Source organism: Actinoplanes sp. NPDC051861 (genome assembly GCF_040681145.1).
GTDB lineage: Bacteria > Actinomycetota > Actinomycetes > Mycobacteriales > Micromonosporaceae > Actinoplanes.
Genome location: NZ_JBFAYE010000003.1, coordinates 87,836 through 112,542 on the forward strand (window position 1 = coordinate 87,836; position 24,707 = coordinate 112,542).

Annotated in this window: 22 protein-coding genes; 13 read left to right on the forward strand and 9 right to left on the reverse strand. The window is 71.1% G+C overall.

Annotated features, from left to right (window positions below; all coding sequences use genetic code 11):
- Window positions 1-247: 247 nt before the first annotated feature.
- The 4 genes from AB0M02_RS11300 to AB0M02_RS11315 form a co-directional block, all read right to left on the reverse strand.
- Window positions 248-1,438 (reverse strand): MFS transporter, encoded by a 1,191-nt coding sequence (locus tag AB0M02_RS11300; RefSeq protein WP_364224692.1) that lies wholly within the window; start codon window positions 1,436-1,438, stop codon window positions 248-250.
- An 82-nt stretch (window positions 1,439-1,520) separates the two neighbouring features.
- Window positions 1,521-1,895, reverse strand: a complete 375-nt coding sequence (locus tag AB0M02_RS11305; protein WP_364224694.1) for a DUF2203 domain-containing protein — start codon at window positions 1,893-1,895, stop codon at window positions 1,521-1,523.
- Window positions 1,896-1,925: 30 nt separating this feature from the next.
- Window positions 1,926-2,450, reverse strand: a complete 525-nt coding sequence (locus AB0M02_RS11310) for an RICIN domain-containing protein (RefSeq protein WP_364224696.1) — start codon at window positions 2,448-2,450, stop codon at window positions 1,926-1,928.
- Complete coding sequence (locus AB0M02_RS11315; RefSeq protein ID WP_364224698.1) at window positions 2,447-2,842, reverse strand: RidA family protein; 396 nt, start codon at window positions 2,840-2,842, stop codon at window positions 2,447-2,449. Before AB0M02_RS11315 ends, AB0M02_RS11310 begins: the two co-directional genes overlap by 4 nt.
- Window positions 2,843-2,942: 100 nt before the next feature.
- Here AB0M02_RS11315 and AB0M02_RS11320 point away from each other — a divergent pair, with 100 nt between their 5' ends.
- Window positions 2,943-4,655, forward strand: a complete 1,713-nt coding sequence (locus AB0M02_RS11320; RefSeq protein ID WP_364224700.1) for a BTAD domain-containing putative transcriptional regulator — start codon at window positions 2,943-2,945, stop codon at window positions 4,653-4,655.
- Window positions 4,656-4,657: 2 nt separating this feature from the next.
- Window positions 4,658-6,019: a M20/M25/M40 family metallo-hydrolase gene (locus tag AB0M02_RS11325; RefSeq protein WP_364224702.1), complete on the forward strand. Its 1,362-nt coding sequence runs from the start codon at window positions 4,658-4,660 to the stop codon at window positions 6,017-6,019.
- Here the strand turns inward: AB0M02_RS11325 and AB0M02_RS11330 are convergent.
- Both AB0M02_RS11330 and AB0M02_RS11335 read right to left on the reverse strand, forming a co-directional pair.
- Window positions 5,976-6,623: an isochorismatase family protein gene (locus AB0M02_RS11330; protein ID WP_364224704.1), complete on the reverse strand. Its 648-nt coding sequence runs from the start codon at window positions 6,621-6,623 to the stop codon at window positions 5,976-5,978. The genes AB0M02_RS11325 and AB0M02_RS11330 overlap by 44 nt on opposite strands.
- Complete coding sequence (locus AB0M02_RS11335) at window positions 6,620-7,813, reverse strand: CoA transferase (RefSeq protein WP_364224706.1); 1,194 nt, start codon at window positions 7,811-7,813, stop codon at window positions 6,620-6,622. Before AB0M02_RS11335 ends, AB0M02_RS11330 begins: the two co-directional genes overlap by 4 nt.
- A gap of 18 nt (window positions 7,814-7,831) precedes the next feature.
- Here AB0M02_RS11335 and AB0M02_RS11340 point away from each other — a divergent pair, with 18 nt between their 5' ends.
- The 4 genes from AB0M02_RS11340 (at window position 7,832) to AB0M02_RS11355 (ending at window position 13,364) form a co-directional block, all read left to right on the forward strand.
- A complete protein-coding gene (locus AB0M02_RS11340; protein ID WP_364224708.1) occupies window positions 7,832-8,767 on the forward strand; it encodes a hydroxymethylglutaryl-CoA lyase in 936 nt (311 codons plus the stop codon).
- Window positions 8,768-8,811: 44 nt separating this feature from the next.
- On the forward strand, window positions 8,812-10,278 hold the full coding sequence (locus AB0M02_RS11345; RefSeq protein ID WP_364224710.1) for an AMP-binding protein: 1,467 nt from the start codon (window positions 8,812-8,814) through the stop codon (window positions 10,276-10,278).
- Window positions 10,275-11,123, forward strand: coding sequence for a DUF4437 domain-containing protein (locus AB0M02_RS11350; protein WP_364224712.1), 849 nt, complete (start codon window positions 10,275-10,277; stop codon window positions 11,121-11,123). Before AB0M02_RS11345 ends, AB0M02_RS11350 begins: the two co-directional genes overlap by 4 nt.
- A gap of 291 nt (window positions 11,124-11,414) precedes the next feature.
- Window positions 11,415-13,364 carry an acyl-CoA dehydrogenase gene (locus AB0M02_RS11355; RefSeq protein ID WP_364224714.1) on the forward strand — a complete coding sequence of 650 codons (1,950 nt, stop codon included), beginning with the start codon at window positions 11,415-11,417 and terminating at the stop codon, window positions 13,362-13,364.
- Window positions 13,365-13,369: 5 nt separating this feature from the next.
- On the opposite strand, the gene AB0M02_RS11360 is transcribed toward AB0M02_RS11355, so the two are convergent.
- From AB0M02_RS11360 to AB0M02_RS11370, 3 genes are all read right to left on the reverse strand, one after another.
- Window positions 13,370-13,774 carry a type II toxin-antitoxin system VapC family toxin gene (locus tag AB0M02_RS11360; RefSeq protein WP_364224716.1) on the reverse strand — a complete coding sequence of 135 codons (405 nt, stop codon included), beginning with the start codon at window positions 13,772-13,774 and terminating at the stop codon, window positions 13,370-13,372.
- Window positions 13,771-14,667, reverse strand: coding sequence for a hypothetical protein (locus AB0M02_RS11365; RefSeq protein WP_364224718.1), 897 nt, complete (start codon window positions 14,665-14,667; stop codon window positions 13,771-13,773). Before AB0M02_RS11365 ends, AB0M02_RS11360 begins: the two co-directional genes overlap by 4 nt.
- Before the next feature lie 72 nt (window positions 14,668-14,739).
- A complete protein-coding gene (locus AB0M02_RS11370; protein WP_364224720.1) occupies window positions 14,740-16,164 on the reverse strand; it encodes a dihydroorotase family protein in 1,425 nt (474 codons plus the stop codon).
- Window positions 16,165-16,238: 74 nt separating this feature from the next.
- On the opposite strand from AB0M02_RS11370, the gene AB0M02_RS11375 reads away from it, so the two are divergent.
- The 7 genes from AB0M02_RS11375 (at window position 16,239) to AB0M02_RS11405 (ending at window position 24,703) form a co-directional block, all read left to right on the forward strand.
- Window positions 16,239-17,429 (forward strand): CoA transferase, encoded by a 1,191-nt coding sequence (locus AB0M02_RS11375; protein WP_364224722.1) that lies wholly within the window; start codon window positions 16,239-16,241, stop codon window positions 17,427-17,429.
- The gene (locus AB0M02_RS11380) at window positions 17,430-18,197 is read left to right on the forward strand and encodes a cyclase family protein (RefSeq protein ID WP_364224724.1); all 768 of its coding nucleotides are present in this window, start codon (window positions 17,430-17,432) and stop codon (window positions 18,195-18,197) included.
- Window positions 18,194-19,579, forward strand: a complete 1,386-nt coding sequence (locus AB0M02_RS11385; protein WP_364224726.1) for an MmgE/PrpD family protein — start codon at window positions 18,194-18,196, stop codon at window positions 19,577-19,579. The genes AB0M02_RS11380 and AB0M02_RS11385 overlap by 4 nt, the downstream gene beginning before the upstream one ends.
- Before the next feature lie 157 nt (window positions 19,580-19,736).
- The gene (locus AB0M02_RS11390; RefSeq protein WP_364224728.1) at window positions 19,737-21,371 is read left to right on the forward strand and encodes a hypothetical protein; all 1,635 of its coding nucleotides are present in this window, start codon (window positions 19,737-19,739) and stop codon (window positions 21,369-21,371) included.
- A 25-nt stretch (window positions 21,372-21,396) separates the two neighbouring features.
- Entirely contained in the window at window positions 21,397-22,344 is a 948-nt protein-coding gene (locus AB0M02_RS11395; RefSeq protein WP_364224730.1) for a DUF916 domain-containing protein, read from the forward strand.
- Window positions 22,341-23,423: a hypothetical protein gene (locus tag AB0M02_RS11400; protein ID WP_364224732.1), complete on the forward strand. Its 1,083-nt coding sequence runs from the start codon at window positions 22,341-22,343 to the stop codon at window positions 23,421-23,423. The genes AB0M02_RS11395 and AB0M02_RS11400 overlap by 4 nt, the downstream gene beginning before the upstream one ends.
- Window positions 23,420-24,703: an ABC transporter substrate-binding protein gene (locus AB0M02_RS11405; protein ID WP_364224734.1), complete on the forward strand. Its 1,284-nt coding sequence runs from the start codon at window positions 23,420-23,422 to the stop codon at window positions 24,701-24,703. Before AB0M02_RS11400 ends, AB0M02_RS11405 begins: the two co-directional genes overlap by 4 nt.
- Window positions 24,704-24,707: the final 4 nt, after the last annotated feature.

Here is a 24,707-nt window from a genome sequence, read left to right on the forward strand (position 1 = left end):
ATGGCGGCGTCGGGGGGAAACTGCCGCCGACTCGATTGTCGCGCTTGCCAGGCTTGTCCGCTCATCGATCACCCCACCTCCAACCCCGTTGCGTGTGGAGTTCGGCCTCTCTCCAAACCCCAACTCCCCACGCAATGGTGTTGAGCCCGTTGCGTGTGGAGTTCGGCCTCTCTGCGAACCCTTACTTCACACGGAATGGTGTTGAGCTTGTTGCGTGTGGAGTTCGGCCGCTCTGCTAACCCCAACTTCACACGGAGTGGGGTTGAGGGGGGACCCAGCGGTGTAGGAGTACGGCGGCCAGGGCTCCGGCGCCGGCTACCGTGAGGGCGGCGGCGGTGAGTGAGACCGCGGCGGTGATCGCGCCGATCAGGAGGGGGCCGCCGCCGTTGCCGATGTCGGCGCAGAGGCGCCAGGCGCCGAGGAACTGGGCGCGGCCGTGTGCCGGGGAGACGTCGGCGCCTATGGTCAGGATCAGGCCGGCGCTCAGGCCGTTGCCGAGGCCCATCAGCATGGCGACCAGCGCCAGCCCGCGGGCGTCGCCGGCCAGCGGCAGCAGTCCGTGTGCCAGGCCGAGCAGTGCCATCGCGGGAACCGCTGCCCAGCGGCGCCCGTACCGGTCCATCAGCTTGCCGGCCGGATAGAACAGCAGCATGTCGACGGCGCCGGAGCAGCCGTAGATCAGGCCGATGGTGGCCGGGTCGAGCTCGAGCGCGGCGCCCCAGAGCGGGACTATCGTCTGCCGGGACGCGCGCAGGGCGCCGACCAGCAGGATCCCTAGCCCGAGGGTGCGCAGGACGTGCCGGTTCTCCCGGATCACCGTCCAGAGCGACAGCGGCGGCCCGCCGGTCCGGTGCGCCGGGCGGTCGTGCGGGACCGGGGGCAGCAGAGCCAGCATCGCGGTGCCGACCGCCACGCCGGCGATGGCGACGAGGTAGGCGCCGGTCAGCCCGCCCACGTGCATGGCCGCCGCGCCGAGGAACGGGCCCACGAAGGTGCCGATCCGGCCCACGCCGCCGAGCGTGGACATCGCCCGCGCTCGCAGTGCCGGGTCGACGGCCTCGGTCAGGTACGCGTGCCGGGCCACGATCCAGGCCGCGCCGGCCACGCCGAGCAGAGCCACGCCCGCGCCGAGCAGGAGCACGTTCGGCGCCAGTGTGCAGGCGACCAGCGCGGGCAGGGCGAGTCCGGTCGCGGCGACCATGGTGCGCTGCTCGCCGATCCGGGCGATCAGCACACCGGCCGGCAGCGCGCCGGCGATCTGCCCCAGCCCGATCATGGCGGCCACCACGGCGGCGGTGGCGAGGGAGGCGCCGAGCTCGGTCGCGGAGAGCACCACGACGGGCGCGATCGCGCCGAGCGCGGTCGAGTAGACCGCCGACGGCAGGTAGATGCTCGGCCCGAGCTGGCGCAGGGTGAGGCCACCGGCGGTTTCGGTCATTCCGGCACGTTAGCCGCCAGCCACCCGGCCGCGGCCGGACTGTGATCCAGACGGCATCTGCCGGGAGCGGGCGAAGGCCGGGCTAGACGGCATCCGCCGGCAGCGGGCGGCGGCCGGCGAAGCCCAGGTCGGCCCGGTGGTACCAGCTCAGGCCGATGTCGCCCTCCAGCCAGCACAGCAGGACCGGCACGCCGTCCAGATCGGCGGGGAAGTCGACGAGCAGCGGCGCGACGCCCTTGAGCTCCGCGCCGGTGTCCTGCACCGTGGTCATCAGCTCGTTGAGCCGCGCCTCGGCGGCCTTGCGCTCGGGCAGCCCGCCCAGGTCGGTGGGCGTGCCGCCGGGGGTGAGCGCCGCGGAGAGCTCCACCATGTCGGCCCGGACCGTGACGATCTCGTCGAGGACCGGCCGTAGCCTGTCCAACTCGGCCCGGGCCTCCGCCACCGTGAACAACCCCATGGGCGTCAGTCTGGCAGCGGGTGACAGGGGTCAGAAGACCGGGTTCCAGTGGTTCGCCGGATGCGTGTTGCTGCAGGGCTTCGCCCTCAGGCCGGCGCCGTCCCGAACGGTGTTCGGGTCGAGGTAGAGGCAGAGCTGACCGGGCAGTTTCGAGCCGAGCACCAGGTCACCGCTGTCGTTGGCGACCCGCCACTGCCACCGGTACGCGGGGTCGGCGAAGTCGCAGGTGGACTGGTCGACGATCGTCGAGTCCCGCACGTGCAGGCACAGCTGCGGCGAGTGCTTGCTGATCAGTAGGAAGAAGGCGTCCCTCTCGTCGATCGGCGTCCAGCGCTGGTTGTCGCCTCCGTGGCAGGTCCACTGCTGCAGGAACACGCCGCTGGCATGGCTGGCCGACGGCACGTCGACGCACTTCTGGGTCCGGTCGTTGACGATCTTGTAGAAGCCGTCCGCGGCCAGCGACGGAGTAGGCGGTGCGGCGGTTGCGGCGGCGGCCGGGGCGAACCCGGTGGCGGCCAGCAGGAACGCGGCGATGACGGCGAACTTGAACCTCATGATTCCCTCTTTCCGTTGGCGACCGCCACCATGGCGATCGAGACGAGGACGCCCGGCCGGTCGACGCCGAGCGCGCTGACGCAGCGCGGTGGCCGTACGTCCGGGAAGAACTCGTCGAAGACCTCGTTGACCCCGTCCGCGTCCTCGGGACGCCGGAGCAGGGTGTGCACCATGACGGCGCCGTTCAGGTCGCTGCCGGCGGCCCGCAGGATCGCCTGGCAGTTGAGCAGCGACTGTCGGGTCTGTTGCTGGATCGTGTGCCCGGCGAACTCGCCGGTCTTGACGTCGACGCCGATCGTTCCCGCCACGTAGACGGTGTCGCCGGCCCGTACCGCCTGGCTGTACGACGGGAAGGACGGGGCGTCCGGGGTGAAGATGACCTCTCTGTGCATGTTTCGAAGGCTGTCAGCGGGCCGTGTGAGGTTCCGTGTGAGAAACCGCCCTGTCGGATGGGCGGCGGCGCGGCCGGCCGGCGCGGCGAACAATCGAGCAGTGGCCGTGATCATTCAGCTGCTCGGGCGGCCGGGCATCCTCCGCGAGCACGGTCGGGACGACCGCCCCCGTGGGCGCAAGGCGTGGTCGCTGCTCGCCGTGCTGGCGCTCAGCGACCGGCCGGTGTCGCGGCACGCGCTGGGCCGGATGCTGTTCCCGCAGGCCGACGACGCCCCGGCGGCGCTGCGCTGGGTGCTCTCCGAGCTGCGCCGTGGCCTGCGGCCGGACGCCGTGATCGGCGGCGATCCGGTACGCCTGGAGCTGGCACCCGGAACAGTCGTCGACGCGCGGCAGGTGCTGTCCGGACAGGTCGCCACCGGCGGCGAGACCGGCGAACTGCTCGCCGGGCTGACCCTGCCGGACTGCCCGGAGTTCGAGTTGTGGCTGGCGAACCAGCGCGAGCGGGTGGCCCTGGCGACGCAGGCGACAATGCGGGCCGCGGTCGGCACCGAGCTCGGCGCGGGCCGCCCCACCGAAGCCGTCCGGCTGGCCCGCCTCCTGGTCCAGGCCGCGCCGCTGGACGAACGGCACCACGTCCTGCTGGTCAAGGCCCTCGCCGCCGCCGGCGACCGGAGGAGCGCGCGTGCCGCCGCGGTCGCCTGCGCCCGGCTGTTCGCCGAGGAGCTGGGAATACAGCCCTCGCCACGCGTACGCGAAGCCGCCCGCGCCCCGGCCGGAGGCCTGACCCTGCTGCCGGACGGTCGCCGCCTCACCGCCCGGCTGGAGATCGAGACGGGTAAGGCCGTGGCGGCGGCCGGAGCCGTCGCCGACGGGCTGGAGCGGCTGCGGCTCGCCGTGAAGCTCGCCGACGACCTCGGTGACCCGGTGGTCCAGGGCGAGGCGAACGTGGCCCTGGGACTCACGACCGTACACACCGTGGCGCTCACCGACCCGGACGGTGTGGCCGCACTGCGGCTGGCCCGTGACCTCTCCAGGGCCACCGGTGACCGCGCGACCGCCGCCACGGCCTGGCGGGAGCTGGGCTTCGTCGCGACCGGAGCCCGGCGCGGGGCCGGAGCGGTGCTGCGGCAGGCCCGGGAGCTGGCCGACGGCGACGACGCGAAGCTCGCCGCGACGCTGTGCGTGGAGGCGATCGCTCTGCTCGACAGCGGCCGGTTCGACGCGGCCGTACGGCGTCTGAACCGCTCGATCGAGCTGGCCGACAGCGCCGGCGAGCCACGCAAGGCCGCCCTGGCGCTCACCCAGCGCGCCCGCGCGTACCTGGCGGCCGGCGACCCGGCGGAGGCCCGTGCCGACGTGGAGCGGGCCGCCGCCCTCGTCGCCGACCAGCGGTGGAACGCGTTCCTGCCGTTCGTCCTGGCCGTGTCGGCGGAGCTGGACCTGCTGGAGAACCGCTTCGACGCGGCCGGCGAACAGCTCGCCACCGCCTGGACCTCCGCGGTCCAGCTGGCCGACCCCTGCTGGCTCGCGATCACCGGGCGCGGGCTGGGCCTGCTCGCCGCCCGGCAGGGCGACCCGGCCGGTGCGATCCAGTGGCTGGACAGCGCGTACCACCGCACGGACCACCTGCCACCACAGGTCTGCCGGTGGATCGACGCGGCGACCATCGACACGATCTGTGAGGTGGCCACGACGTACCGGCTGCCCCGGGCGGCGGCGAGCGTCGCCGAGCTCGCGGCGCTGGCCGAGCACGCCCGGATGCCGCAGTACGCCGCCCGTGCCCGCGCCTTCCAGCATCGGCTTAACCTGTAGCGATGCTCGAGGCCCTGCAGGCGCTGCTCCGGATTCCGACGATCTCCACACGGGTGCCGGAGGAGTGGGACCACCGGGCGTTCCAGGCGTTCCACGCGGCGCTGCGCGAGCACTTCCCGCTGCTGCACGAGCACCTGGAGCTGACCCGGGTCGGCGAGTACGGCCTGCTCTTCCGCTGGGCGGGCACGCCAACCGAGCGGCCGGCGGGCGCGCCAACCGAGCCGCCAACCAAGCGGCCGCCGGGCACGTCACCCGAGTCGCCGGTCGTGCTGATGGCACACATCGATGTGGTGCCGGTCGAGGGCGGCCAGTGGACCCATCCGCCGTTCGCCGGGGTGGTCGAGGACGGGATCATCTGGGGCCGTGGCGCGCTGGACTGCAAGGCGAGCCTGGTGGCGATCTGCTCCGCGGTCGAGGACCTGCTCGGTGAGGGTTTCGTGCCGGCCCGGGACGTGTGGCTCTCGTTCGGCTGCGACGAGGAGGTGGCCGGGCAGGCGGCCCCGCTCGCCGTCGAGGAGCTGCGCGGGCGCGGGGTCGAGCCGTGGTTCGTGCTGGACGAGGGCGGTGCGGTGGCGTACGACGCGTTCCCCGGGGTGACGTCGCCGATCGCGGTCGTCGGCGTGACCGAGAAGGGGATCACCTCGCTCGAACTGCGGGTCGAGGGGCGCGGCGGGCACGCGTCCACCCCGGCGCGGATGGGGCCGACCGCGCGGCTGGCGCGGGCGATCACCCGGCTGGACCGGTCGGCGACGCGGGCGTCGATCCCGGACGCCACCGTCGAGCTGTTCCGCCGGGCGGCGCCGCTTGCCCAGCAGCCGATGCGGTCGGTGCTGACCGCGGCCGCGAGGTTCCGGCCGCTGCTCACCCGGCTGCTGCTCGCGGCCGGCCCGGAGTCGGCGGCCATGGTACGCAGCACGTTCGCCGTCACCACGCTCAGCGGCTCGCCGTCGCTGAACGTGGTGGCCGCCAGCGCAACGGCCGGGGTCAACATCCGGGTGATGATCGGCGACACCGTGCAGAGCGTGGTCGAGCACGTCCGCCGGACGATCGCCGACGACCAGGTCCGGATCCGGGTCGTCGACGCGGGGGAGCCGTCGCCGGAGTCGCCGGTCGACGAGGCGTTCGCGCTGCTGGGGGCGGCCACCGCCGAGCACTTCCCGGAGGCGGTCACCGCGCCGTACGTGATGATGGCCGCCACCGACGCCCGCCACTTCACCGCGATCTGCCGCCGGGTCTACCGGTTCACCCCGTTCGAGATGACGAAGAAGCAGCGCGAGGCGATCCACAGCTACGACGAGCACCTGAGCGTGGACGCGTACGTCAAGGGTGTGGCGTGGTACCGGACCCTGCTGACAACCGTGTGAGCGACTCGGCCAGGGTGACCACGTCGGCGTACTTGGCGTCGAGGTCGAACAGGTTGGACTCGTGCGGTGCGGCGGCGCGGTCGGCGCAGGCCTCGCGGACGACCATCGGGCGGAACCCGTGCTGGAGCGCGTCCAGGGCCGAGGCGCGGACGCAGCCGCTGGTCGAGTAGCCGCCGACGACCAGCGTGTCGATCGAGTGGGAGGCCAGCCAGGCCGCCAGTGACGTGCCGGCGAAGGCACTCGCGTAGTGCTTGACCACGACGAACTCGCCGGGAGCGGGTTCGAGCGGCGGCGCGAAACCGCCGAGCGGGTTGCCGGCGGCGAAGGCCTTCAGTGCGGGCACCTTGGCGGCGAACAGCGGCGCCTCGGAGCAGGACTCGTCGGCGAACCGGACCGTGGTCCAGACGACCGGGACGCCGGCCGCGCGGGCCGCCGACGCGAGCGCGGCCATGGAAAGCGCCGCGGCCGGGCCGGTCTCGAGGAAGAGCGGCGACGAGGGCGAGGTGTAGGCAAGGGCAGGATCAACCAGGAGTACGGCCGGACGCGATCCCCAGCCGAGCCGCCGCGAGAACCCGGCAGCCGAGTAGTCATCCATAAGACTCATATGACACCTAAATCCGACAAATCTGATAAATCGGTGTCGGCGAGCCCGAGTAGGCCGCGGTACACCTCGTCGTTGTGTGCGCCCAGGGCCGGGCCTGGCCAGGACACACCGCCCGGGGTCGAGGACAGGCGAGGGGCCACGTTCTGCATCGGCACCGGACCCAGCTCCGGATGATCGACGGTGATCACGGCCTGCCGGGCCCGCACGTGCGGATCCGCGAGAATGTCCGCCGCCGTGTAGATGCCACCCGCCGGCACACCGGCCTCGTGCAGCAGACCGAGCAGCTTCGCCGACGGCACGGTCCGGGTCCACTCCGCGATGATCTCGTCGAGCTCGGCCTGGTTCTCGCCGCGCGCGCCGTGCGTGGCGTACCGGGCATCGGCGGGCAGGTCGGCGCGATCCATCACCTCGGCCAGGCGCCGGAACACGGTGTCCTGGTTCGCCGCGATCAGCACGTCCGAGCCGTCGGCCGTGGGGTACACGTTGCTGGGCGCGACGTTCGGCAGGATCGGTCCGGTGCGCTCCCGGCGGTATCCGGCGACGCCCCACTCCGGGATCAGCGACTCCATCATGGCGAGCACGGCCTCGTAGATCGCCGAGTCCACGACCTGGCCACGGCCGGTCCGCTCGCGGGCGTGCAGCGCCGCGAGGGTGCCGAAGGCGGCGTACGTGGCAGCGAGCGAGTCCCCGATCGAGATGCCGGAGCGTGACGGCGCCCGGTCGGCCTCCCCGGTCACGTAGCGCAGGCCGCCCATCGCCTCGCCGATAGAGCCGAAGCCGGCGCGGGGCGAGTAGGGGCCGGTCTGGCCGTACCCGGTGACCCGGACCAGGATCAGCCGCGGGTTGATCGCCGAGAGCTCCTCGTAGGACAGCCCCCAGCGTTCCAGGGTGCCGGGCCGGAAGTTCTCCAGCAGCACGTCGGAGTGCTCCACCAGGCGGCGCACCAGGTTCTGCCCCTCGGCGGTGCGCAGGTTGCAGGTGACCGACTTCTTGTTGCGGGCGACCACCGGCCACCACAGCGACTGTCCGTGCGGTTTCTCCCGGCCCCACTGGCGCATCGGGTCGCCCTTGCCGGGGTCCTCCAGCTTGATCACCTCGGCCCCGAAGTCGCCGAGGAGCTGCCCGCAGAACGGGCCGGCGAGCAGGGTTCCGGTTTCCAGGACGCGAATGTCAGCCAATGGTCCGTTCACGCCGGACAGCCTATTCTAGTGAAACAGCGTTTCGCTAGGAGGAACGACGAGGAGGAGCAGTTGGAGATCGTCGAGGTCGGGCCGCGGGACGGGCTGCAGAACGAGAAGCGCGTACTGCCGACGGTAACGAAGGTGTCCTACGTGCGTCGAGCGATCGACGCGGGGTTGCGGCGGATCGAGGTGACCGCGTTCGCCCGTCCCGATCGAGTGCCACAGATGGCCGACGCGGAAGAGGTGCTGCGGACTGTGCCGCGCTCGCCAGGCGTACGATATGTTGCTCTTGCCCTTAATGTTCGTGGTCTTGAGCGTGCGCTGGCCCTCGGCGAGCACCGGCCCGACGAGATCAACTTCGTGGTGGTGGCCAGCGACGAGTTCTCCCGGCGCAACCAGGGCATGTCGACGGCGGAGTCGGTGGCGGCGTTCCGGAAGGTGGCGGAACAGGCACGAGCTGCCGGACTTTTCGTGACATTGACGGTTGCGGCGGCATTCGGCTGCCCCTTCACCGGGCTCGTGGACGCCTCGGTCGTCAGCGCGATCGTGGCCGATGCCGGGCCGGCCGACGAGATCTGCCTTGCCGACACGATCGGCGTGGGTGTGCCGGTCCAGGTCTCCGACCTGGCCGCGGCGATGCGGGTGGTCGCTCCAGGCGTGCCGCTGCGCGCTCACTTCCACAACACCAGGAGTACGGGGTACGCGAACGCGATCGCCGCTGCCGCCTCGGGTTTCGCAGCTCTCGACGCGAGTCTGGGCGGGATCGGCGGTTGCCCCTTCGCCCCGGCCGCGACCGGCAACATCGCCACCGAGGACCTCGCCTATCTGCTCAACCGGTCCCGCATCGAGACCGGCGTCGACGTGCGCGCGGCGGCCGAGGCCGGCACCTGGATCGGCGGCGAGCTGGGGCTGTCCTCGATCCCCGCACAGCTCGGCCGGGCGGGGGTGTTTCCCGCTGCGTGATCCGCTCTTGCGCTAAGAATGGAAACGGTGTTTCCATTCTGCGTATGCTACGGCCGGGTGGTGCTGATCTGACGATCGCCGGCGGCGTACGCGAGTTCGGCCGGGCCACCCCGGGCGTGATCGCCGTACGCGACGGCGACCGGGAACTGACCTACGGCGCGCTAGACGAGCGGTCCTCACGACTCGCCTGCGCGCTGCTGTCGACGGGGCTGTCCACCGGCGACCGGGTGGCGCTGCTCTGCGGCAACCGCCTGGAGTACCCGGAGATCGCGGCCGGGATCGCCAAGGCCGGGCTGGTCCTGGTGCCGATCAACCCGCGGCTCACCGCGCCCGAGGTGTCGTTCATCCTCGGGCACTCGGGAGCGCGTCTTCTTATCACGGACTCGCCCTCTCGTCCGGACGCGATCCAGCTCGGGCCTTTCTATGAGCGATTCTTGGACTCCGCCCGCGCTGTCGACCCGTGGGTGGCGGTCGACGAGCGTGACCCGTTCTGCATCGCCTACACCGCCGGGACGACCGGCGATCCGAAAGGTGTGCTGATCTCGCACCGGTCGCGGGCGCTGACGTTCTACGCCACCGCCCTCGAATGGGGCATCGGGCCGGGGCGGCGGACCATCGCGGTCGCGCCGATGTATCACGGTGCCGGGTTCGCGTTCGCGTACGCGGCCGTCTACTGCGGCGCGACCGTCAGCATGCTGCGCGCGTTCCAGCCGGACGCGCTGCTCGACATGATCGCGCGGGACGGCGCGCAGTCGGTGTTCCTGGTGCCGACCCACGCCCAGCTCCTGCGCGGCGCGTTCTCCTCGATGCCGGCGCTGCCGACCCTCGACACGCTCTACTTCAACGCCGCCGCCCTGCCCAAGGTGCTCAAGGAGTGGGTGTTCGAGGCGTTCCCGGGCGTCGGCGTCCACGAGCTGTACGGCTCGACCGAGGCGGGCGTGGTCAGCAACCTGCGGCCGGCGGACGCCCGTCGCAAGGCCGGGACGGTCGGGCACCCGTGGTTCGCCACGCAGGTGCGCATCGTCGGGCCGGATGGCCGGCCGGTCGGACCGGGTGAGCCGGGTGAGTTGTACAGCCGGTCGCCGTACCTGATGAACGGCTATCACGAGAACCCGGCGGCGACCGCCGCCTGCACGACCCCGGACGGCTTCCTCACCTCCGGCGACATCGTGATCCGCGACGAGGAGGGCTTCCTCTCCATCGTCGACCGGGTCAAGGACGTGATCATCACGGGCGGCGTCAACGTCTACCCCCGCGACGTCGAGGAGGTGCTGCTCACCCATCCGGCGATCGCCGAGTGCGCGGTGGTCGGCGAACCCGACGAGCACTGGGGCGAGCGGGTCGTCGCCTACCTGGTCGGCCGTGAACCGGTCGACGGCGCGGTCCTCGAGGCGTACCTGCGCGAGCGGCTGGCCGGATTCAAGGTCCCCAAGCAGTACCGGACGGTCGCGGCGCTGCCCCGCAACGCCGCCGGCAAGATTCTGAAACGCGAGCTGAGGAGTACGCCGTGAGGGCGCATGTCGAGCTGATCCACGAGAACGACTACATCTTCCACGCCGGTGAGCTGCCGTACGGCGAGGGCAGGATCCTGGAGCGGCGCCTGTCGACCGACGAGGAGGACGGCTCCTCCTCGCTGTCGCTGCACGCCACCGCGGACTGGGGCCGCAGCGCCGGCATCGTGCACGCCGACACCGAGTTCTACGTCGTCTCGGGCTCTGTGCTCTACGGCGGCCGGGAACTCGGGCCGGGCGGCTACGTCCAGGTCCCCAAGGGCAACGCGATGGACTGGCTCAAGATCCGGGAAGGTGCGCAGGTCCTGCACTGGCGCGAGTACGGGGACTGCGGCTTCGACCCGCTGACCAGCGTCGGCGACTCGCCCAGCGAGGTGACCGTCGTCGACGCGAACACCCTCTCCTGGACCGAGGCGCCGTCGGTGGGGCCGCTCACCCCGCTCTACATCAAGCTGCTGCACCGCGACCCGAAGACCGGCTTCTACACCCGGCTGATCCGGGCGAAGAAGGGCTGGACCGACCACCGTCTCGCGCACCACCCGTGTTACGAGGAGTTCTACACGCTGGGCGGGAAGATGGCGTACAACTTCGGCGACATCGACGAGGGCACGTACTGCTTCCGCCCGGCCGGCGTGAAGCACGGCCACTTCATCGCCGAGACCGACATCGACTGGATCATCCGGTCCGACGGCGAGTTGATCAACTGGTACACGACGGCCGAATGGGTCAAGTGGGGCGGCCACCCGGAGAACTACGACGAGCACAACCACGACCACCAGCCGGTCATCTCGACACTCCCGGTCCGCTCCCGCTCCCGAGGCGACTGGTCCGGCGACGGCATGTAGGCACCCCGCGATTCCTGTGTGTGGAGTTGGGGTGTGGAGTGGGGCGCAACTTCACACGCAAGGGTTGTGCCGTGGTGGCCGAAAAGTCGCGCTGAGCGGCAGGAGGTGCTGTGTGTGGAGTTGGGGTGTGGTGCGGGGCGCAACTTCACACGCAAGGGTTGTGCGGTGGTGGCTGAAAAGTCGCGCTGGGCGGCGTGAGGTGCTGTGTGTGGAGTTGGGGTGCGGAGCGGGGAGCAACTTCACACGGAAGGGTTGGGGGTTGGGGAGGTTACTGGTGGGTAATATGGCGGCATGACCAGCCAGCAGATCCAGCAGGTGCTCGACGGCCGGTGGGCGCACATCCGGCGGGCGGTGCGTGAGCGCCTCGGCTCGGAGTTCGTCACCGTCCCCGGCGAGACCGGCCCCGAGGCGCGCGAGCGGATCAGCCGCCTGATCCGCTCGGTGCCCACCGACGTCGGTGTCGCCGCGGCCTTCCCGTCGCGGTACGGCGGCTCGGACGACCCGGGCGGCTCGACGGTGGCCGCCGAGATGCTGGCTCAGGTGGACCTGTCGCTGATGGTGAAGGCCGGCGTGCAGTGGGGCCTGTTCGGCGGTGCCGTGGTCGCGCTGGGCACGGAACGGCACCACGAGGCGTACCTGCGCGACATCATCTCGGCGGACCTCATGGGCTGCTTCGCGATGACCGAGACCGGACACGGCTCGGACGTGCAGCAGCTGCGGACGACCTGCGTCTACGACCCGGCGACGGAGACGTTCGACCTGCACACGCCGCACCAGGCGGCACGCAAGGACTACATCGGCAACGCGGCGAAGGACGGCCGGATGGCGGTCGTCTTCGCTCAGTTGATCACCGGTGGGCGGAGTTACGGCGTGCACGCCTGGCTGGTCCCGATCCGCGACGAGCGGGGCGATCCGATGCCCGGGGTGACCCTCGGTGACGCGGGTGCCAAGGCCGGCCTGCTCGGCGTCGACAACGGGCGCATCTCGTTCGACCACGTGACGGTGCCGCGCGAGATGCTGCTCGACCGGTACGGCCAGGTCGCGCCGGACGGCACCTACTCCAGCCCGATCGAGAACGACAGCCGCCGCTTCTTCACGATGCTCGGCACGCTCGTCCGCGGCCGCATCACGGTCGGCGGTGCGGCCGCCGCGGCGACCCGGAGCGCCCTGACGATCGCGGTCCGGTACGGCGAGACGCGCCGCCAGTTCACCGGCCCCGGCTTCGAGCGTGAGGTGCTGCTGAACGACTACCTGGCCCACCAGCGGAAACTGTTGCCGGCTCTGGCGACGACCTACGCCTACGCGTTCGCCCAGGAGGAACTGGTCGCGACGCTGGCCGAGGGCCCCGCGGACGAGCACGGGCAGCGGGAACTGGAGTCCCGGGCGGCCGGCCTCAAGGCCATGCAGACGTGGCACGCCACCCGGACCATCCAGCTGTGCCGGGAGTCCTGCGGCGGCGCCGGCTATCTGGCCGAGAACCGGCTGCCCGGACTGAAGGCGGACACCGACGTGTTCACCACGTTCGAGGGCGACAACACGGTGCTGCTGCAGCTGGTTGCGAAGGGCCTGCTCACCGGTTACCGGGACGCGTTCGGGTCGCTGGACGGCTGGGGCCGCGCCACGTTCGTCGCCGAGCAGGTCCGCGAGATGGTCCTGGAGCGCACCGCCGCCCGCTCGGTCATCCAGCGCCTGGTCTCCGCGGTACCCGGCCGCGACGAGGAGGTTGCCGTCACCGACCGCGGCTGGCACCTCTCGGTCTTCGAGGACCGCGAGAAGCACCTCCTCGAGGGCGCGATCCGCCGCCTGCGCAACGGCGCCGCCACCAGGAAGGACCAGCCCTTCGAAATCTTCAACGACGTCCAGGACCACATCCTGAAGGTCGCCACCGCCCACATCGACCGCATCACCCTGGAAGCCTTCGTAGCCGGCATCGAACGCGCCACCGACCCGGACGCGCGGGCGCTGCTGGCCAAACTCTGCGACCTCTACGCCCTGTCGGTCATCGAGGCCGACAAGGGCTGGTTCATGGAACACGGCCGCCTGACCCCGGCCCGTTCCAAGGCCGTGACCGCGGTCGTCAACGACCTGCTGCGCGACCTGCGCCCGCACATGACCACCCTGGTGAACGCCTTCGCCATCCCGGAGGAGTGGCTCAACGCCGCCATCCTCCGCGAGGAACCCGACCGCCAGGAGGCCATGGCCAAGGAGGACGAGGCGTCCCGGTCACTCCTGGTGGCGTGACGGGCCTACGTCAGCAGCACCAGACCGGGGAAATTCTCGAAGTGCCGGCGGTTGAGCGTGAGCAGCGGCGCGTTGTGGTAGATGGCGGTGGCGCAGATCCAGAGGTCATTGGACTGACCGTTCTGGCCCAGGGGATGCGCCGACCGCTGCGCCTGACACTTCAGACGACCCCACAGGCGGGCAAGGTCTTGGTCGTACGGCGCGACGACATATCGGCGGATCGCTTCCTCGAGCCGATCGATCCGCCGCTGGCCCCAACTCGCCTTCGCCGCGCCGAAATGAAGCTCCGCAACAGTGGTGAAGCTGATCACCGGGACGGCGCCTACGAGGTGCCCGGCGAACGAGCTGGCCACCGCGGTGTTCTGCCACAGGTGTGAGAAGGCGTCGGTGTCGACGATGACGTACTTCATCCATCATCCAGGCGTGCGGACTGGATCGCGGCCAGAAACTCGTCGAAATCGTCGACCGGCGACCCGGCGAGTTCGTCGACCGAATCCAGCGGGCGGATACCTTGATCCTGCGCCAGCTGATCCAACGATTTCGGCCGTGCGCTGTCCACCGTCTCCAGGCGGGTGAGGTGCAGGACGTGTACCGATACGCCGTTAGGATCGAACTCGCCTCGCCCCTCGGCCATCACCATCTGATCCATGGCATCGAGCACCGCGTCACGGAGGTCGAGCGCGAAGTCACACAGAACGCTCCCGGCGTAGGTGTCGATGCGGCAGCGAAGACCAGCGGGGGAGAAGTCGCCCATGTGGAGCCGCCCAACGACGGTGACCATCTGCTGCACGGACTCGGGTTGGACCGACCGGACAGCTCGCTGAAGCTCCTCGTCGAGGGTGAAGCGCAGTGTGCCGCCGCGTGAGAACTCGATGCGTGTCACGTTGCCGGGACTGATGCCGCCGGTCAGATCCCGGATCCCGTTGATGACCTGCGGGGTGAAATGTGCCGGGACCGTCGAAGGATCGCGTTGCAGGCTGTTGAGGCCCGCTTCAAGGGCGTCGAGGGCGCTGCCGAGCAGGTCGTCGAGGCTGAGCTGACCGGTACGGGCTACTTTCAACCTGGCCGACCCACCCTCGAAACCGACGACGTCGAGCCGGACCGCGTCGACGATCTCTCTTGGCCGGCGACCGGGCCTGCTGGTGTTGCCGCTGATGCTCAGGGCGATCCGTTCGAGTGAGGCCTGCAGGCCTCCGGCCAGGCGCGCGAGCTCCGACAACGCCAGCCGGCCGCCTTCCGTCGCTGGTCCCACGGCATGGACGACGAGTTCCTCGGTGCCGTTCGAAGGGCTCAGGGAACTCACCTCCGGCCTCTCCCGTCAGCTCACGAATCCATCATGCCGCACCCGGGCGGCCCGAAACGACCCGCGCGCCGGTCAGCGTGCCACGAACTGGCCTGTTGGCGAGCCGACGACCTGGCCGTTCTGGTAGGCGATCCGGCCCCGCAGCACCGTGGCGACCGGCCACCCCCGGACCTTGCGGCCTTCGAACGGGCAGTGGTCCTGGCCCGACAGGAGCAGGTCGGTGGTGACCTCCTGTTCCAGGTCGGGGTCGACGATCGTCAGGTCGGCGTCGTAGCCGACCAAGAGGTTGCCCTTGCGGCCGTCGAGGCCGTACGCGCGGGCCGGGTTCGCGGAGACGAGTTCGGCGACGCGGGTGGGGGAGAGGCCGCGCTTGTGCATGCCCTCGCTGAGCAGGATCGGGTAGAGCAGGGCGGTGCCGCCGAAGCCGGGCAGGGCCGGCCAGAGTTCGTCTCCTTTTTCCGCCTCCAGGCAGCAGGCGTGGTCGGAGGCGACCCAGCCGATCGTGCCGTCGAGGATGCCGTCCCAGAGGGCCTCGGTGTCGGCGTGGCTGCGGATCGGGGGGTTGACCTTGGCGCCCAGGCCGTCGAGTTCGTCATAGGAGAGGCACAGGTGGTGCAGGGTGACCTCGAAGCGCATGTCGACGCCGGGCATGGCGGCGCGGGCCTCGCGCGCGGCGGCCAGGGCCTCGCCGGAGGAGAGGTGGAGCAGGTTGACGGCGCAGCCGGTGGCGCGGGCCAGGGTGGTGGCCTCGCCGATGGCCACCCGCTCGGTGAGCGGCGGGCGGGCGTCGGAGTACGCCTTCAGGGTCTGCGGGTCGCCGTCGGCGCGGACGCGGTCGATGAACAGGCGCATCAGTTCGGCCTGTTCGCAGTGCAGCGAGAGGGAGACCCGGCGGTCGGCGGACCGGCCGGCCTCGGCGACCGCCTCCATGAGCTGGTAGAGGTGGCCGAGGTCGTACTCGTCGCTCATCGTGAACGCCTTGGCGTCGCGGGAGTCGGCGGAGAGGTTGAAGCCCTTGTAGAACATGTAGTACTTGAACGAGGAGACGCCGGACTGCTCGACCAGAGAGGGGACCTCCCGCACCTGGGCGGTGTCCATCGGCGCCAGGTGGAAGCCGTAATCGGTCCAGGCGTGCCCGGCGACAGAGGACAATACTTCCGGAAATATCGTCTCGTAAGGCCCGGTCTTGTTGAGGTAATGCTGGCCGGTGCGGAAGTACGAGAGCACCGTCGTGGCCCCGCCGACCAGTGAGGATCGCGTCTCCTCGGCGGCGTCCACACTCAAAGGCCGGTAGATGCCCAGGTGGAAGTGCGCGTCGACGGCACCCGGGAAGACCAGCTTGCCGGTCGCGTCCAGGACCGTGGCGGCGTCCGAGACGGGGATGTCGAGGCCGATCGCGGCGACCCGGCCGCCGGCCACGGCGAGGTCGGCGCGGATTGTTCCGACGTACGGCACGACCAGGGTGCCGCCGCGGACCAGTAGTTCGAATCGGCTCACAAGGACCTCCCGCAGACTGTTTCGCACACAGTAACGAGGTTTCCCTTAACGGAACAGAGCGGTTATGGTGTGGCATGCCCGCCGCTGACAGTCCTCTCGACGGCGTCCGCGTCGTCGACGCGTCGACCCTGTTCGCCGGACCTCTGGCCGCGACGATTCTCGGCGACTACGGCGCCGATGTCATCAAGATCGAGCATCCGGCCAAGGGTGACCCGGCGCGCGGTCACGGGCCGGCGAAGGACGGCGTCCCGCTCTGGTGGACGATGCTCGGCCGCAACAAGCGCACGATGACGCTCAACCTGAGCACCCAAAAAGGCGCAGAAATCCTGAAAAATCTCCTAAACCGGGCAGACGTGCTCATCGAGAACTTCCGCCCGGGAACATTGGAGCGCTGGGGACTGGCGCCGGAGCAGCTCAACCCGCGACTCATCGTCGCTCGGGTGACCACCTACGGACAAAGTGGACCGTATGCCCACAGGCCAGGATTCGGCACCCTCGCCGAGGCGATGAGCGGCTTCGCGGCCATCACCGGCGAACCCGACGGCCCACCCACCCTGCCACCCTTCGGCCTGGCCGACGGCATAGCCGCCCTGACCTGCGCCCAAGCCGTCATGACCGCCCTCTACCACCGCGACGTGCACGGCAGGGAAGGACAGGTCGTCGACCTGGCCATCGTCGAGCCCATGCTCACCGTCCTGGGCATGCAGGCCATGGTCTACGACCAGCTCGGCGTCATCCAGCGCCGCACCGGCAACCGCTCGGTCAACAACGCACCCCGCAACACCTACCGCACCGCCGACGACCACTGGGTCGCCGTCTCCACCAGCGCCCAGGCCATCGCCGAGCGCGTGATGCGCCTGGTCGGCCGCCCGGATCTCATCGACGAGCCGTGGTTCACCACCGGAGTGGGCCGGGCCGCCCACGCCGACGTCCTGGACGCCGCGCTCAGCGAGTGGATCGGCGCACGCGACCTCGACACCGTCACCGACGCGTTCGAGAAGGCGCAGGCCGCGATCGCCCCGATCTACGACATCGCCGGAGTCTTCGCCGACCCGCAGTTCCAGGCGCGCGACTCGATCACCACCGCGCACGACCCCACCCTGGGCCCGGTGCGCATGCCCGGCCCGCTGTACCGCATGTCCCGCACCCCCGGCCGGATCCGCTGGACGGGCCGGCCACACGGTGCGGACACCGACGACGTGCTCGCCGGCCTCGGCTACGACGAGGACGAACGGGCCGCGCTCAGAGCCGAGGGAGCCATCTAGGTGAAGGTGTTCGATCTGGCGCAGCCGATGCGCCGGGGCATGCCACAGTCGCCGAACCATCCCGCCTACACGCATGCGCTGGTGCGCCGGCACGGCGACATGGTGCGGCCCGGCGGTGGTTCGGCGGCCAACGACATCCTGGTGACGGGCACGCACGTCGGCACGCACGTCGACGCTCTCGCGCACGTCTCGCAGGACGGGCTGCTGCACGGCGGGATCGTCGCCGCCGACGTGCAGTCCGACGCGGGCTTCGCCAGGCTGGGCATCGACGAGTTCCCGCCGTTCGTGGGCCGCGGCGTCTTTCTCGACGTGGCGGCGTTGCACGGGGTCGAGGTCCTGCCGCCGGGTTACGAGGTCACCGCCTCGGACCTCTCGGCCGCCTGCGGCGACCTTGCGATCAACCCCGGAGACGCGGTCCTGGTGGGCACCGGCTGGTCGAGGCGCTTCGGCGACGGAGCACTTTTCTTGGGTACGGAGACAGGCGTCCCGGGCGTCGGCGAGAGTGCCGCACACTGGCTCGCCGAGCGCGGTGTCGCGGTGACCGGAGGCGAGTCGATCGCGTACGAGCGGATCGCACCGGGCGCCGGGCACACGAGTCTGCCCGTGCACCGGATCCTGCTGGTCGAGGCGGGCATCAACATCGTCGAGACGATGCTGCTCAGCGAACTCGCCGATGCCGGAGTGACCGAGTTCCAGTTCATCCTGGCGCCGTTGAGGCTGGTCGGCGCGACGGGTTCGCCGGTGCGCCCGCTGGCGGTCGTGGCATGAGTTTCGCGGGGGCACTGGGTGAGTTCGCGGCGGCCGTCGATCCGCCGGGCGCGGTCCGTGCCGACGTGCCGACCCGGATCCTCGACACTCTCGGGAACGCGCTTTCCGCGTACGCCGAAAAAGACGCCGACGCGGCCCCCGCCGCACTCACCGCGATGCGGCGCTGGGCCGGCGTGCCCGAATCGTCGGTCATCGGGTACGGCGACCGGCTCCCGGCGCCCTCCGCCGCCTTCGTCAACGGCGTCCTGGCGCACTCGCTCGACTACGACGACACCCACCTGCCGTCCGTGCTGCATCCGAGCGCGTCGGTCGTGCCCGCCGCGCTCGCCGCGGCCGAGGCCGGCGCGCCCGGCGACCTGATCGCCGCGATCGCCGCCGGCATCGAGGTGACCAACCGGCTCGGGATGGCCGGATGCGATCCCGAGACCGGTGCGAATCTGTACTTCGAGCGTGGCCAGCACGCCACCTCGATCTGCGGCACGATCGGCGCCGCGGTGGCCGTGGCCCGGCTCTACGAACTCGACGCGCGGCGGATCGCGGACGCCATCGGGATCGCCGCGTCGATGGGCGCCGGGGTCCTCGAGGCGAACCGGACCGGCGGCTCGGTGAAGCGGGCGCACTGCGGCTGGGCGGCGCACGGCGGCGTGGTGGCCGCGACGCTGGCCGCCGAGGGGCTGACCGGCCCGCCGACGGTCCTGGAGGGACGGTTCGGCTTCTTCACCGCGCACACCGGGCGGTTCTCGGCGACGTTCCTGGACGGCCTCGGTGAGCGGTGGGAGCTGCTGCGGACGGTCTTCAAGCCGTACCCGTCGAACCACTTCACCCACGCCGGGATCGACTGCGCCCTCGCCCTGCGCGCGGCCGGCCTCGATCCGGACGACGTGGTCTCCGCCGACCTCGGCGTGGCCGAGCCGGTGCTGCGCACGATCGCCGAGCCGCCCGACGAGAAGGCCCGGCCGCGCAGCGGGTATCACGCGAAGTTCTCCGGGCCGTACACGGTCGCGGTGGCGCTCACCGGCGGCGGCGGTCTCGGTGTGGGCCTGGACGACTTCGCCTCGCTCGACCCGCGCCGCCTGGAGCTGGCGTCCCGCATCCGGGTGCACGCCGACCCGGCCGCCACCGCCGCGTTTCCGCGGGCCTTCGCGGGCGTGCTGCGTGTTCGGACACGTTCGGGCGCGGTCCTCGAACATCGTGTCGGCAGCTCGCGCGGCGGCCCCGGCCATCCGCTCAGCCTGGCCGAGGTGACCGCGAAGTTCACCACCAACGCGACCCGGGCGATCCCGGCCGGCGCCGCCGCCGAGCTGGCCGCAGCGGTCTTCTCCGGCGCGAGCGTTTCCACGCTGTTTCCATCTAGGGAAACGCTGTCTCGCTCTGCGAAATAAGGCTGGTCGGAGGGTTGACATGCCCCGGCGCCGCTTGAGTTCATAGTTTCCACACAAAGGAAAACGCTGTTTCCTCTAGCGAAACAGTCCGGATGTGTACCGCGCGCAAGAGCGCCTCCGGGCGCACCCATCGCCGAAGAGGGGACGCGGCACCACCATGAGACGCAACGTACGAAGAACCCTGGCCGTCATCGCCGGAGCGACGCTGGCCCTGACCGTGGCGGCACCGGCCGCCGCCTACGGGCCCACGGCCGGCTCCCTCGGGTGCCGGATCTACTTCAGCGACGACGGCACCGGTGGTTCCCCGACCACCTGGTCGGACACCTTCACCCTGACCCAGACCCCGGTCACGCCGAGGCCGGGCCAGACCGTGACGGTGTCCTTCAGCGCGGCGGCCGGCTCCACCAACGGGCCGGTCGGGCTTCCGGCCGGGTCGGTGCCGGTGTTCGTGACGGTCGGGATCTCCGGATCACAGACCGGCACGGTCACGCTCCAGCAGCCCAACTACCCGGCCACGGCCGTCGCGGCCACCCAGAAGCTCGGCGGGTTCACCGCAACCGGCACGTTCGTCGCCGGCTCGGCGGGCAACCTCGGCCTCACCGTGAAGCAGATCAAGTTCGCCAACACCACGGCGTCCACGTACTGCTCCGCGGCGGGCGACCGGGACCACAAGGCGGAACCGGCGGACACCTCGATCGTGCAGGCGGTCACGGTGTTCGACGGCGGGGTGACGATCAGCTCGATCACCGGGCAGACGGCGCTCACGGCGGCCCGGGGCGGCAACACGGTCAACTTCTCGGTCACCGGTCTCGCCGCGAACGCCACGCTGTCGGCGACGCTGCGGGACAACACCGGTGGCGGTACGGACGAGGGCACCGGAACGGGCACCACCGGCGCCACGGGTACGGGCACCGGCTCGCTCGTGGTCCCGGCGAACGCCACCAGCGGTAGCCGTACGGTGGTCGTCACCGACGGGACGAACACCGTGTCCGCACCACTCACGATCCTCGGCACTCCGAAGATCAGCATCTCGCCGGCGGGCGGTGGCGCCGGTACGGCGATCACCGTCACCGGCTCCGACTGGAACCCCGGTTCCACCGTCACCATCGGTGGTTACAAGGCGCTGACCGGCGCGCCGCCGCCCCCGCCCAGCTCCGACCCGGCGGTCACCGCCACCGCGTCGGGCACCGGCGGTATCGGCACGCCGTTCACGGTCAACGACGTCACCACGGCCTACATCGGCGCGCAGGCCGGCCAGCTGTTCGCACTGGCCACCTGGACGCCGTCGGCCGACGCCTGCACCGCGCCCGCCGCCGGCCAGTGCGACCTGAAGTACGAGCTGACCCAGACGGTCAACGCGGGCGCGCTGTCGATGTCCCGCGGCAACGGGACCAGCGTCGTCGCGTTCCGCGGCGTCACGGTCAGCACGAGCGAGCAGACCGCGACCGGCACGCTTCCGGCGATCAACGTGACCGACCTCCGCGGCGGCACCTACGGGTGGAGCCTCACGGCGGCGGTCACCGACTTCACCGGTGTGCCGATCGGGTCGATCGGCAAGGACGCCCTCACCTGGAAGCCCGCCTGCACCGCTCACGCCGGCGTCACCAACGCCGTCGTGGCCGCGCCCGGCACCGACGGCTCCAAGGTGGACCAGGCGACCCTGTGCTCGGCGCCGGCGGAGACCGACGGCACCGGCGGCTCGTTCGACGCCTCGGCCGAACTGGCCCTGGCGGTGCCGGCGAACCAGTTCGCCGGTAAGTACACGGCGACGCTCACGATCACGCTGAGCTGAGCCGTTCTGTGGTTGGGGGGCCGTCATGCATCTCGGACTGATCGCTGTGGTCATCGCACTGGCGGTCCCCGCCACCGGCAACGGGGAGTGGTCGGTGGCGCCCACCCCCGCGAAGAACCCGGGGCCGACGCCGCGGGTCTACTTCTTCCTGGACGCGTCACCCGGGCAGACCGTCAAGGAGTCGGTCCGGGTGTCCAACCTGAGCCGGGATCCGCGGTCGTTCACGATCTACGGCGCGGACGCCTACAACACGGCCCGGGACGGCGGCTTCGCGCTGCGCACTCTCGCCGATCGGCAGACCGGCGTCGGATCGTGGGTGAGGTCGCGGGTCGCGAACGTCACGGTGCCGGGCGGCACGAGCGCGGACATCCCGTTCACCGTCACGGTGCCGCGCAACGCGACACCGGGCGACCACGTGGGTGGCATCGTCGCCATGGAATCGGCGCCGGGTGGGATCGTGGAGACCGAGGACGGAGCTACGGTACGCGTCCAGCGCGCGGTAGCCGCCCGGATCTACCTGCGCGTGGCCGGGACCGTCGTGCCCGGCATGGACGTCCCGTCGCTGACCATGCGCGTCGGCTCACCGCTGCTGCCGGTGGCGACCGGCGGCGACCTGGAGTACACCGTCGCCAACATCGGCAACGTGCACCTGATCCCACGGGCGTCCGTCACGGTGACCGGCCTGTTCGGCCACGCCGTGAAGGTCACCGGCGGCACACCGTCGGCCGACATGGTCCCGGGCGCCGCCGGCACGTTCGCGATGCGCGCCGAGGGTGTCTGGCCGTTCGACCTCGTCACCACCTCGGTCACGGTGACCGCGGACGGCGGTGTCTACGCCCGCCGCTCGGACCGCGCCCTGGTCGTCTCCTGGAGCGGGGTGGCCGTGCTCGCCGCCCTGGCCGCCGCTGTCTGGTGGAGCACCCGCCGCCGCGTCCGCAGCCGCCAGGCCCGGCCCCGGGGCCTGGTGACATGACCCGGCTCGCCACGCTGTTCGCCCTGGTCGTCATCTCTCTGATCACGATGGGCACTCCTGCCCGGGCCGACGGACCGGCCGCGTCCCTGTCGGCGGGGTCGGGCAAGGCGGGTGACGTCGTCCGGGTCGCCGGCCAGGGGTGGCCGGCCGCCGAGCTGATCCAGTTCGTCACGTGCGGGGAGGGCGGCGTGACCGGCTCGGCCGGCTGTGACACCCGCGCGGCACTGGCCACGCCGGTGCGCGCCGACGGCACGTTCGTCGTCGACGTGCAGATCGGCTCGCCGCCCCGGCCGTGCCCGTGCGTCGTGCACATCACCTCGGTCCTGGGTGCGCCGGCCGTGGTCGACCTGCCGTTCGCCCTCGCCGACCACGCCGTCGGTGCGGTGCCGAAATCGGCGGATCCGATCCGCGAGCTGGCCGTCCAGGACGCCCGGCTGACCGGTGGCACCGCGGCCGCGTGGTTCGGGGCACCCGACCGGCTCACGCTCACCTACACGATCCGCAACCCGAGCGCGTCCTCGCTGGTCGACGCCACGGTGCAGGTGCGTCTCGGCGGCGGCGGCAACGACAGCGTCGTCTATCAGCACGAGGTCGAGAACGTCGGGCCCGGGCAGAGCCGTACCTTCAGCGTCCCGGTCGAGCTCCCGCTGTTCGCGTTCGGCCGCTACGTGGTCCGCGCCGACGTCAGTGGGCTCGCGCCGGCCAGGCTGAGCCGCGACGCGTACCCATGGGGTCTTTTGATCTTGAATGTCGCCGGCCTGGTCCTGATCGCCTGGGGTGTGCTTCGCCGGCTGCGCAGCCGGCGCGTGCTCGCCCACGCCGACCCCGCGCAGGCCATGCTCCCCGCCGTCGTCCGTCTCGGCAGCCTCGGCGCCTTCCTGGTCTTCGACGACGCACCCGGCGCCGGGCGGCTGCGGCGGCTGGCCGGCGCGCAGCTCAGCCTGGAAGCCCTGCGGGAGCTGGTCGGCGAGCCGTCGGGACCGTCCGGAGGTGACTCGGTGCTGGATCTTGCGGCGCTCACGCACGTGCTGGCGCGGCGGTACCCGAAGAACCTGAGCCTGTTCGAGGAGAAGTCATGAAGTGGCGGCTGGGCACGCTGTTGCTGGTCGTCGTGCTGGCCTACACCAGTTGCGGGACGCTGATGCCGGGGTCGGGAAGCGCTCCCGAGGCCGGTGACTCGGTGAAGGTCGTGTTCATCGGCACCGACTTGACCAAGACGGCCTCCATGACCGGCTTCAAGAACGCCGACGTCGGTAAGCCGGAGGATCAGATGCGCGCGCTCGAGGCGTGGATCAACGCCAACGGCGGGATCGGCGGGCGGAAGCTCGAGGCGGTCTACCGAGAGTACGAGGCGAGCAACGACTCGCCGGCCGCGGAGACCACCCTGTGCAGCCAGATCACCCAGGACGACCGGGCGTTCGCGGTGGTGCTGACCGGTCAGCTGCAGTCGAACGCGCGGCCCTGTTATGCCCAGCGGCAGACGCTGATGCTCGACGCGACACTGATCGCGAACTCCCGGGAGACGTTCGACTCGCTGTCGCCGTACCTCTGGACCGCCTCCTATCCGGAGTACGACGCGTTCGCCACCTCGTTCGTCGCAGTCCTCGGCCGGGAGGGGTTCTTCGAGGGCCGGACCCAGGCGGGGCTGGTCGCGGCGGACAGCCCGGCCAACCGGGCGGTCTACGAGGAGATCGTCACGCCGGCGCTGAGGAAACTCGGCGTCACCGGGACGGTGTCCTGGATCGACACGACCGACCTCGGGACGCTCAACAGCGGGCTCACCCAGGCGGCGATCACCTTCCGGAGCAGGCGGATCGATCGTGTCTTCTTCCTGGGCGGTGCGCGGATCGCGCCGTTCTTCCTGACCAGCGCGGCGGCGCAGAGTTACACGGCGCGGTACGGGATCTCCACGTTCGACAACCCGACGTTCATGGTGGCGAACCCGGGGACCATTCCTCAAGCCGCGCTCGCCGGGATGGTGGGAGTCGGGTTCGCGCCCGGTTACGACGTGCCCGACAGCGAGCTGGCGTTCCCGGACACGGACGCGGAACGGGACTGCCAGAAGATCTACGCGGAGGCGGGGATCACGTTCGCGCGGCGGGAGAACGCGCGGGTGGCGTTCGCCTATTGCGACGCGGCGCTGCTGCTGCGGGCCGCGGCGGCGGATCTCGGCGGGAGCCTGAGCGCGGCGACCTGGGGAGCGGCGGCGCAGAAGGTGGCATTTCGGACGGCGACCGGCTTCGGCGGGGAGATCGGGGCCGATGGGCACGCGGCGGGGAGTGGCTATCGGGTTCTTCGGTACGAGACCGGATGCTCGTGCTTCACCTATGACGGGCCGGTGATCCCCGTTGGACAGTGACGTG

Coding starts and splice junctions, on each gene's coding strand:
- AB0M02_RS11345 (WP_364224710.1), top strand. CDS start 8,812: ATGCTACGGCCGGGTGGTGCTGATCTGACGATCGCCGGCGGCGTACGC.
- AB0M02_RS11330 (WP_364224704.1), bottom strand. CDS start 6,623: ATGAGTCTTATGGATGACTACTCGGCTGCCGGGTTCTCGCGGCGGCTC.
- AB0M02_RS11305 (WP_364224694.1), bottom strand. CDS start 1,895: ATGGGGTTGTTCACGGTGGCGGAGGCCCGGGCCGAGTTGGACAGGCTA.
- AB0M02_RS11400 (WP_364224732.1), top strand. CDS start 22,341: ATGACCCGGCTCGCCACGCTGTTCGCCCTGGTCGTCATCTCTCTGATC.
- AB0M02_RS11385 (WP_364224726.1), top strand. CDS start 18,194: ATGAGTTTCGCGGGGGCACTGGGTGAGTTCGCGGCGGCCGTCGATCCG.
- AB0M02_RS11355 (WP_364224714.1), top strand. CDS start 11,415: ATGACCAGCCAGCAGATCCAGCAGGTGCTCGACGGCCGGTGGGCGCAC.
- AB0M02_RS11390 (WP_364224728.1), top strand. CDS start 19,737: ATGAGACGCAACGTACGAAGAACCCTGGCCGTCATCGCCGGAGCGACG.
- AB0M02_RS11300 (WP_364224692.1), bottom strand. CDS start 1,438: ATGACCGAAACCGCCGGTGGCCTCACCCTGCGCCAGCTCGGGCCGAGC.
- AB0M02_RS11395 (WP_364224730.1), top strand. CDS start 21,397: ATGCATCTCGGACTGATCGCTGTGGTCATCGCACTGGCGGTCCCCGCC.
- AB0M02_RS11325 (WP_364224702.1), top strand. CDS start 4,658: ATGCTCGAGGCCCTGCAGGCGCTGCTCCGGATTCCGACGATCTCCACA.
- AB0M02_RS11360 (WP_364224716.1), bottom strand. CDS start 13,774: ATGAAGTACGTCATCGTCGACACCGACGCCTTCTCACACCTGTGGCAG.
- AB0M02_RS11405 (WP_364224734.1), top strand. CDS start 23,420: ATGAAGTGGCGGCTGGGCACGCTGTTGCTGGTCGTCGTGCTGGCCTAC.
- AB0M02_RS11315 (WP_364224698.1), bottom strand. CDS start 2,842: ATGCACAGAGAGGTCATCTTCACCCCGGACGCCCCGTCCTTCCCGTCG.
- AB0M02_RS11375 (WP_364224722.1), top strand. CDS start 16,239: ATGCCCGCCGCTGACAGTCCTCTCGACGGCGTCCGCGTCGTCGACGCG.
- AB0M02_RS11310 (WP_364224696.1), bottom strand. CDS start 2,450: ATGAGGTTCAAGTTCGCCGTCATCGCCGCGTTCCTGCTGGCCGCCACC.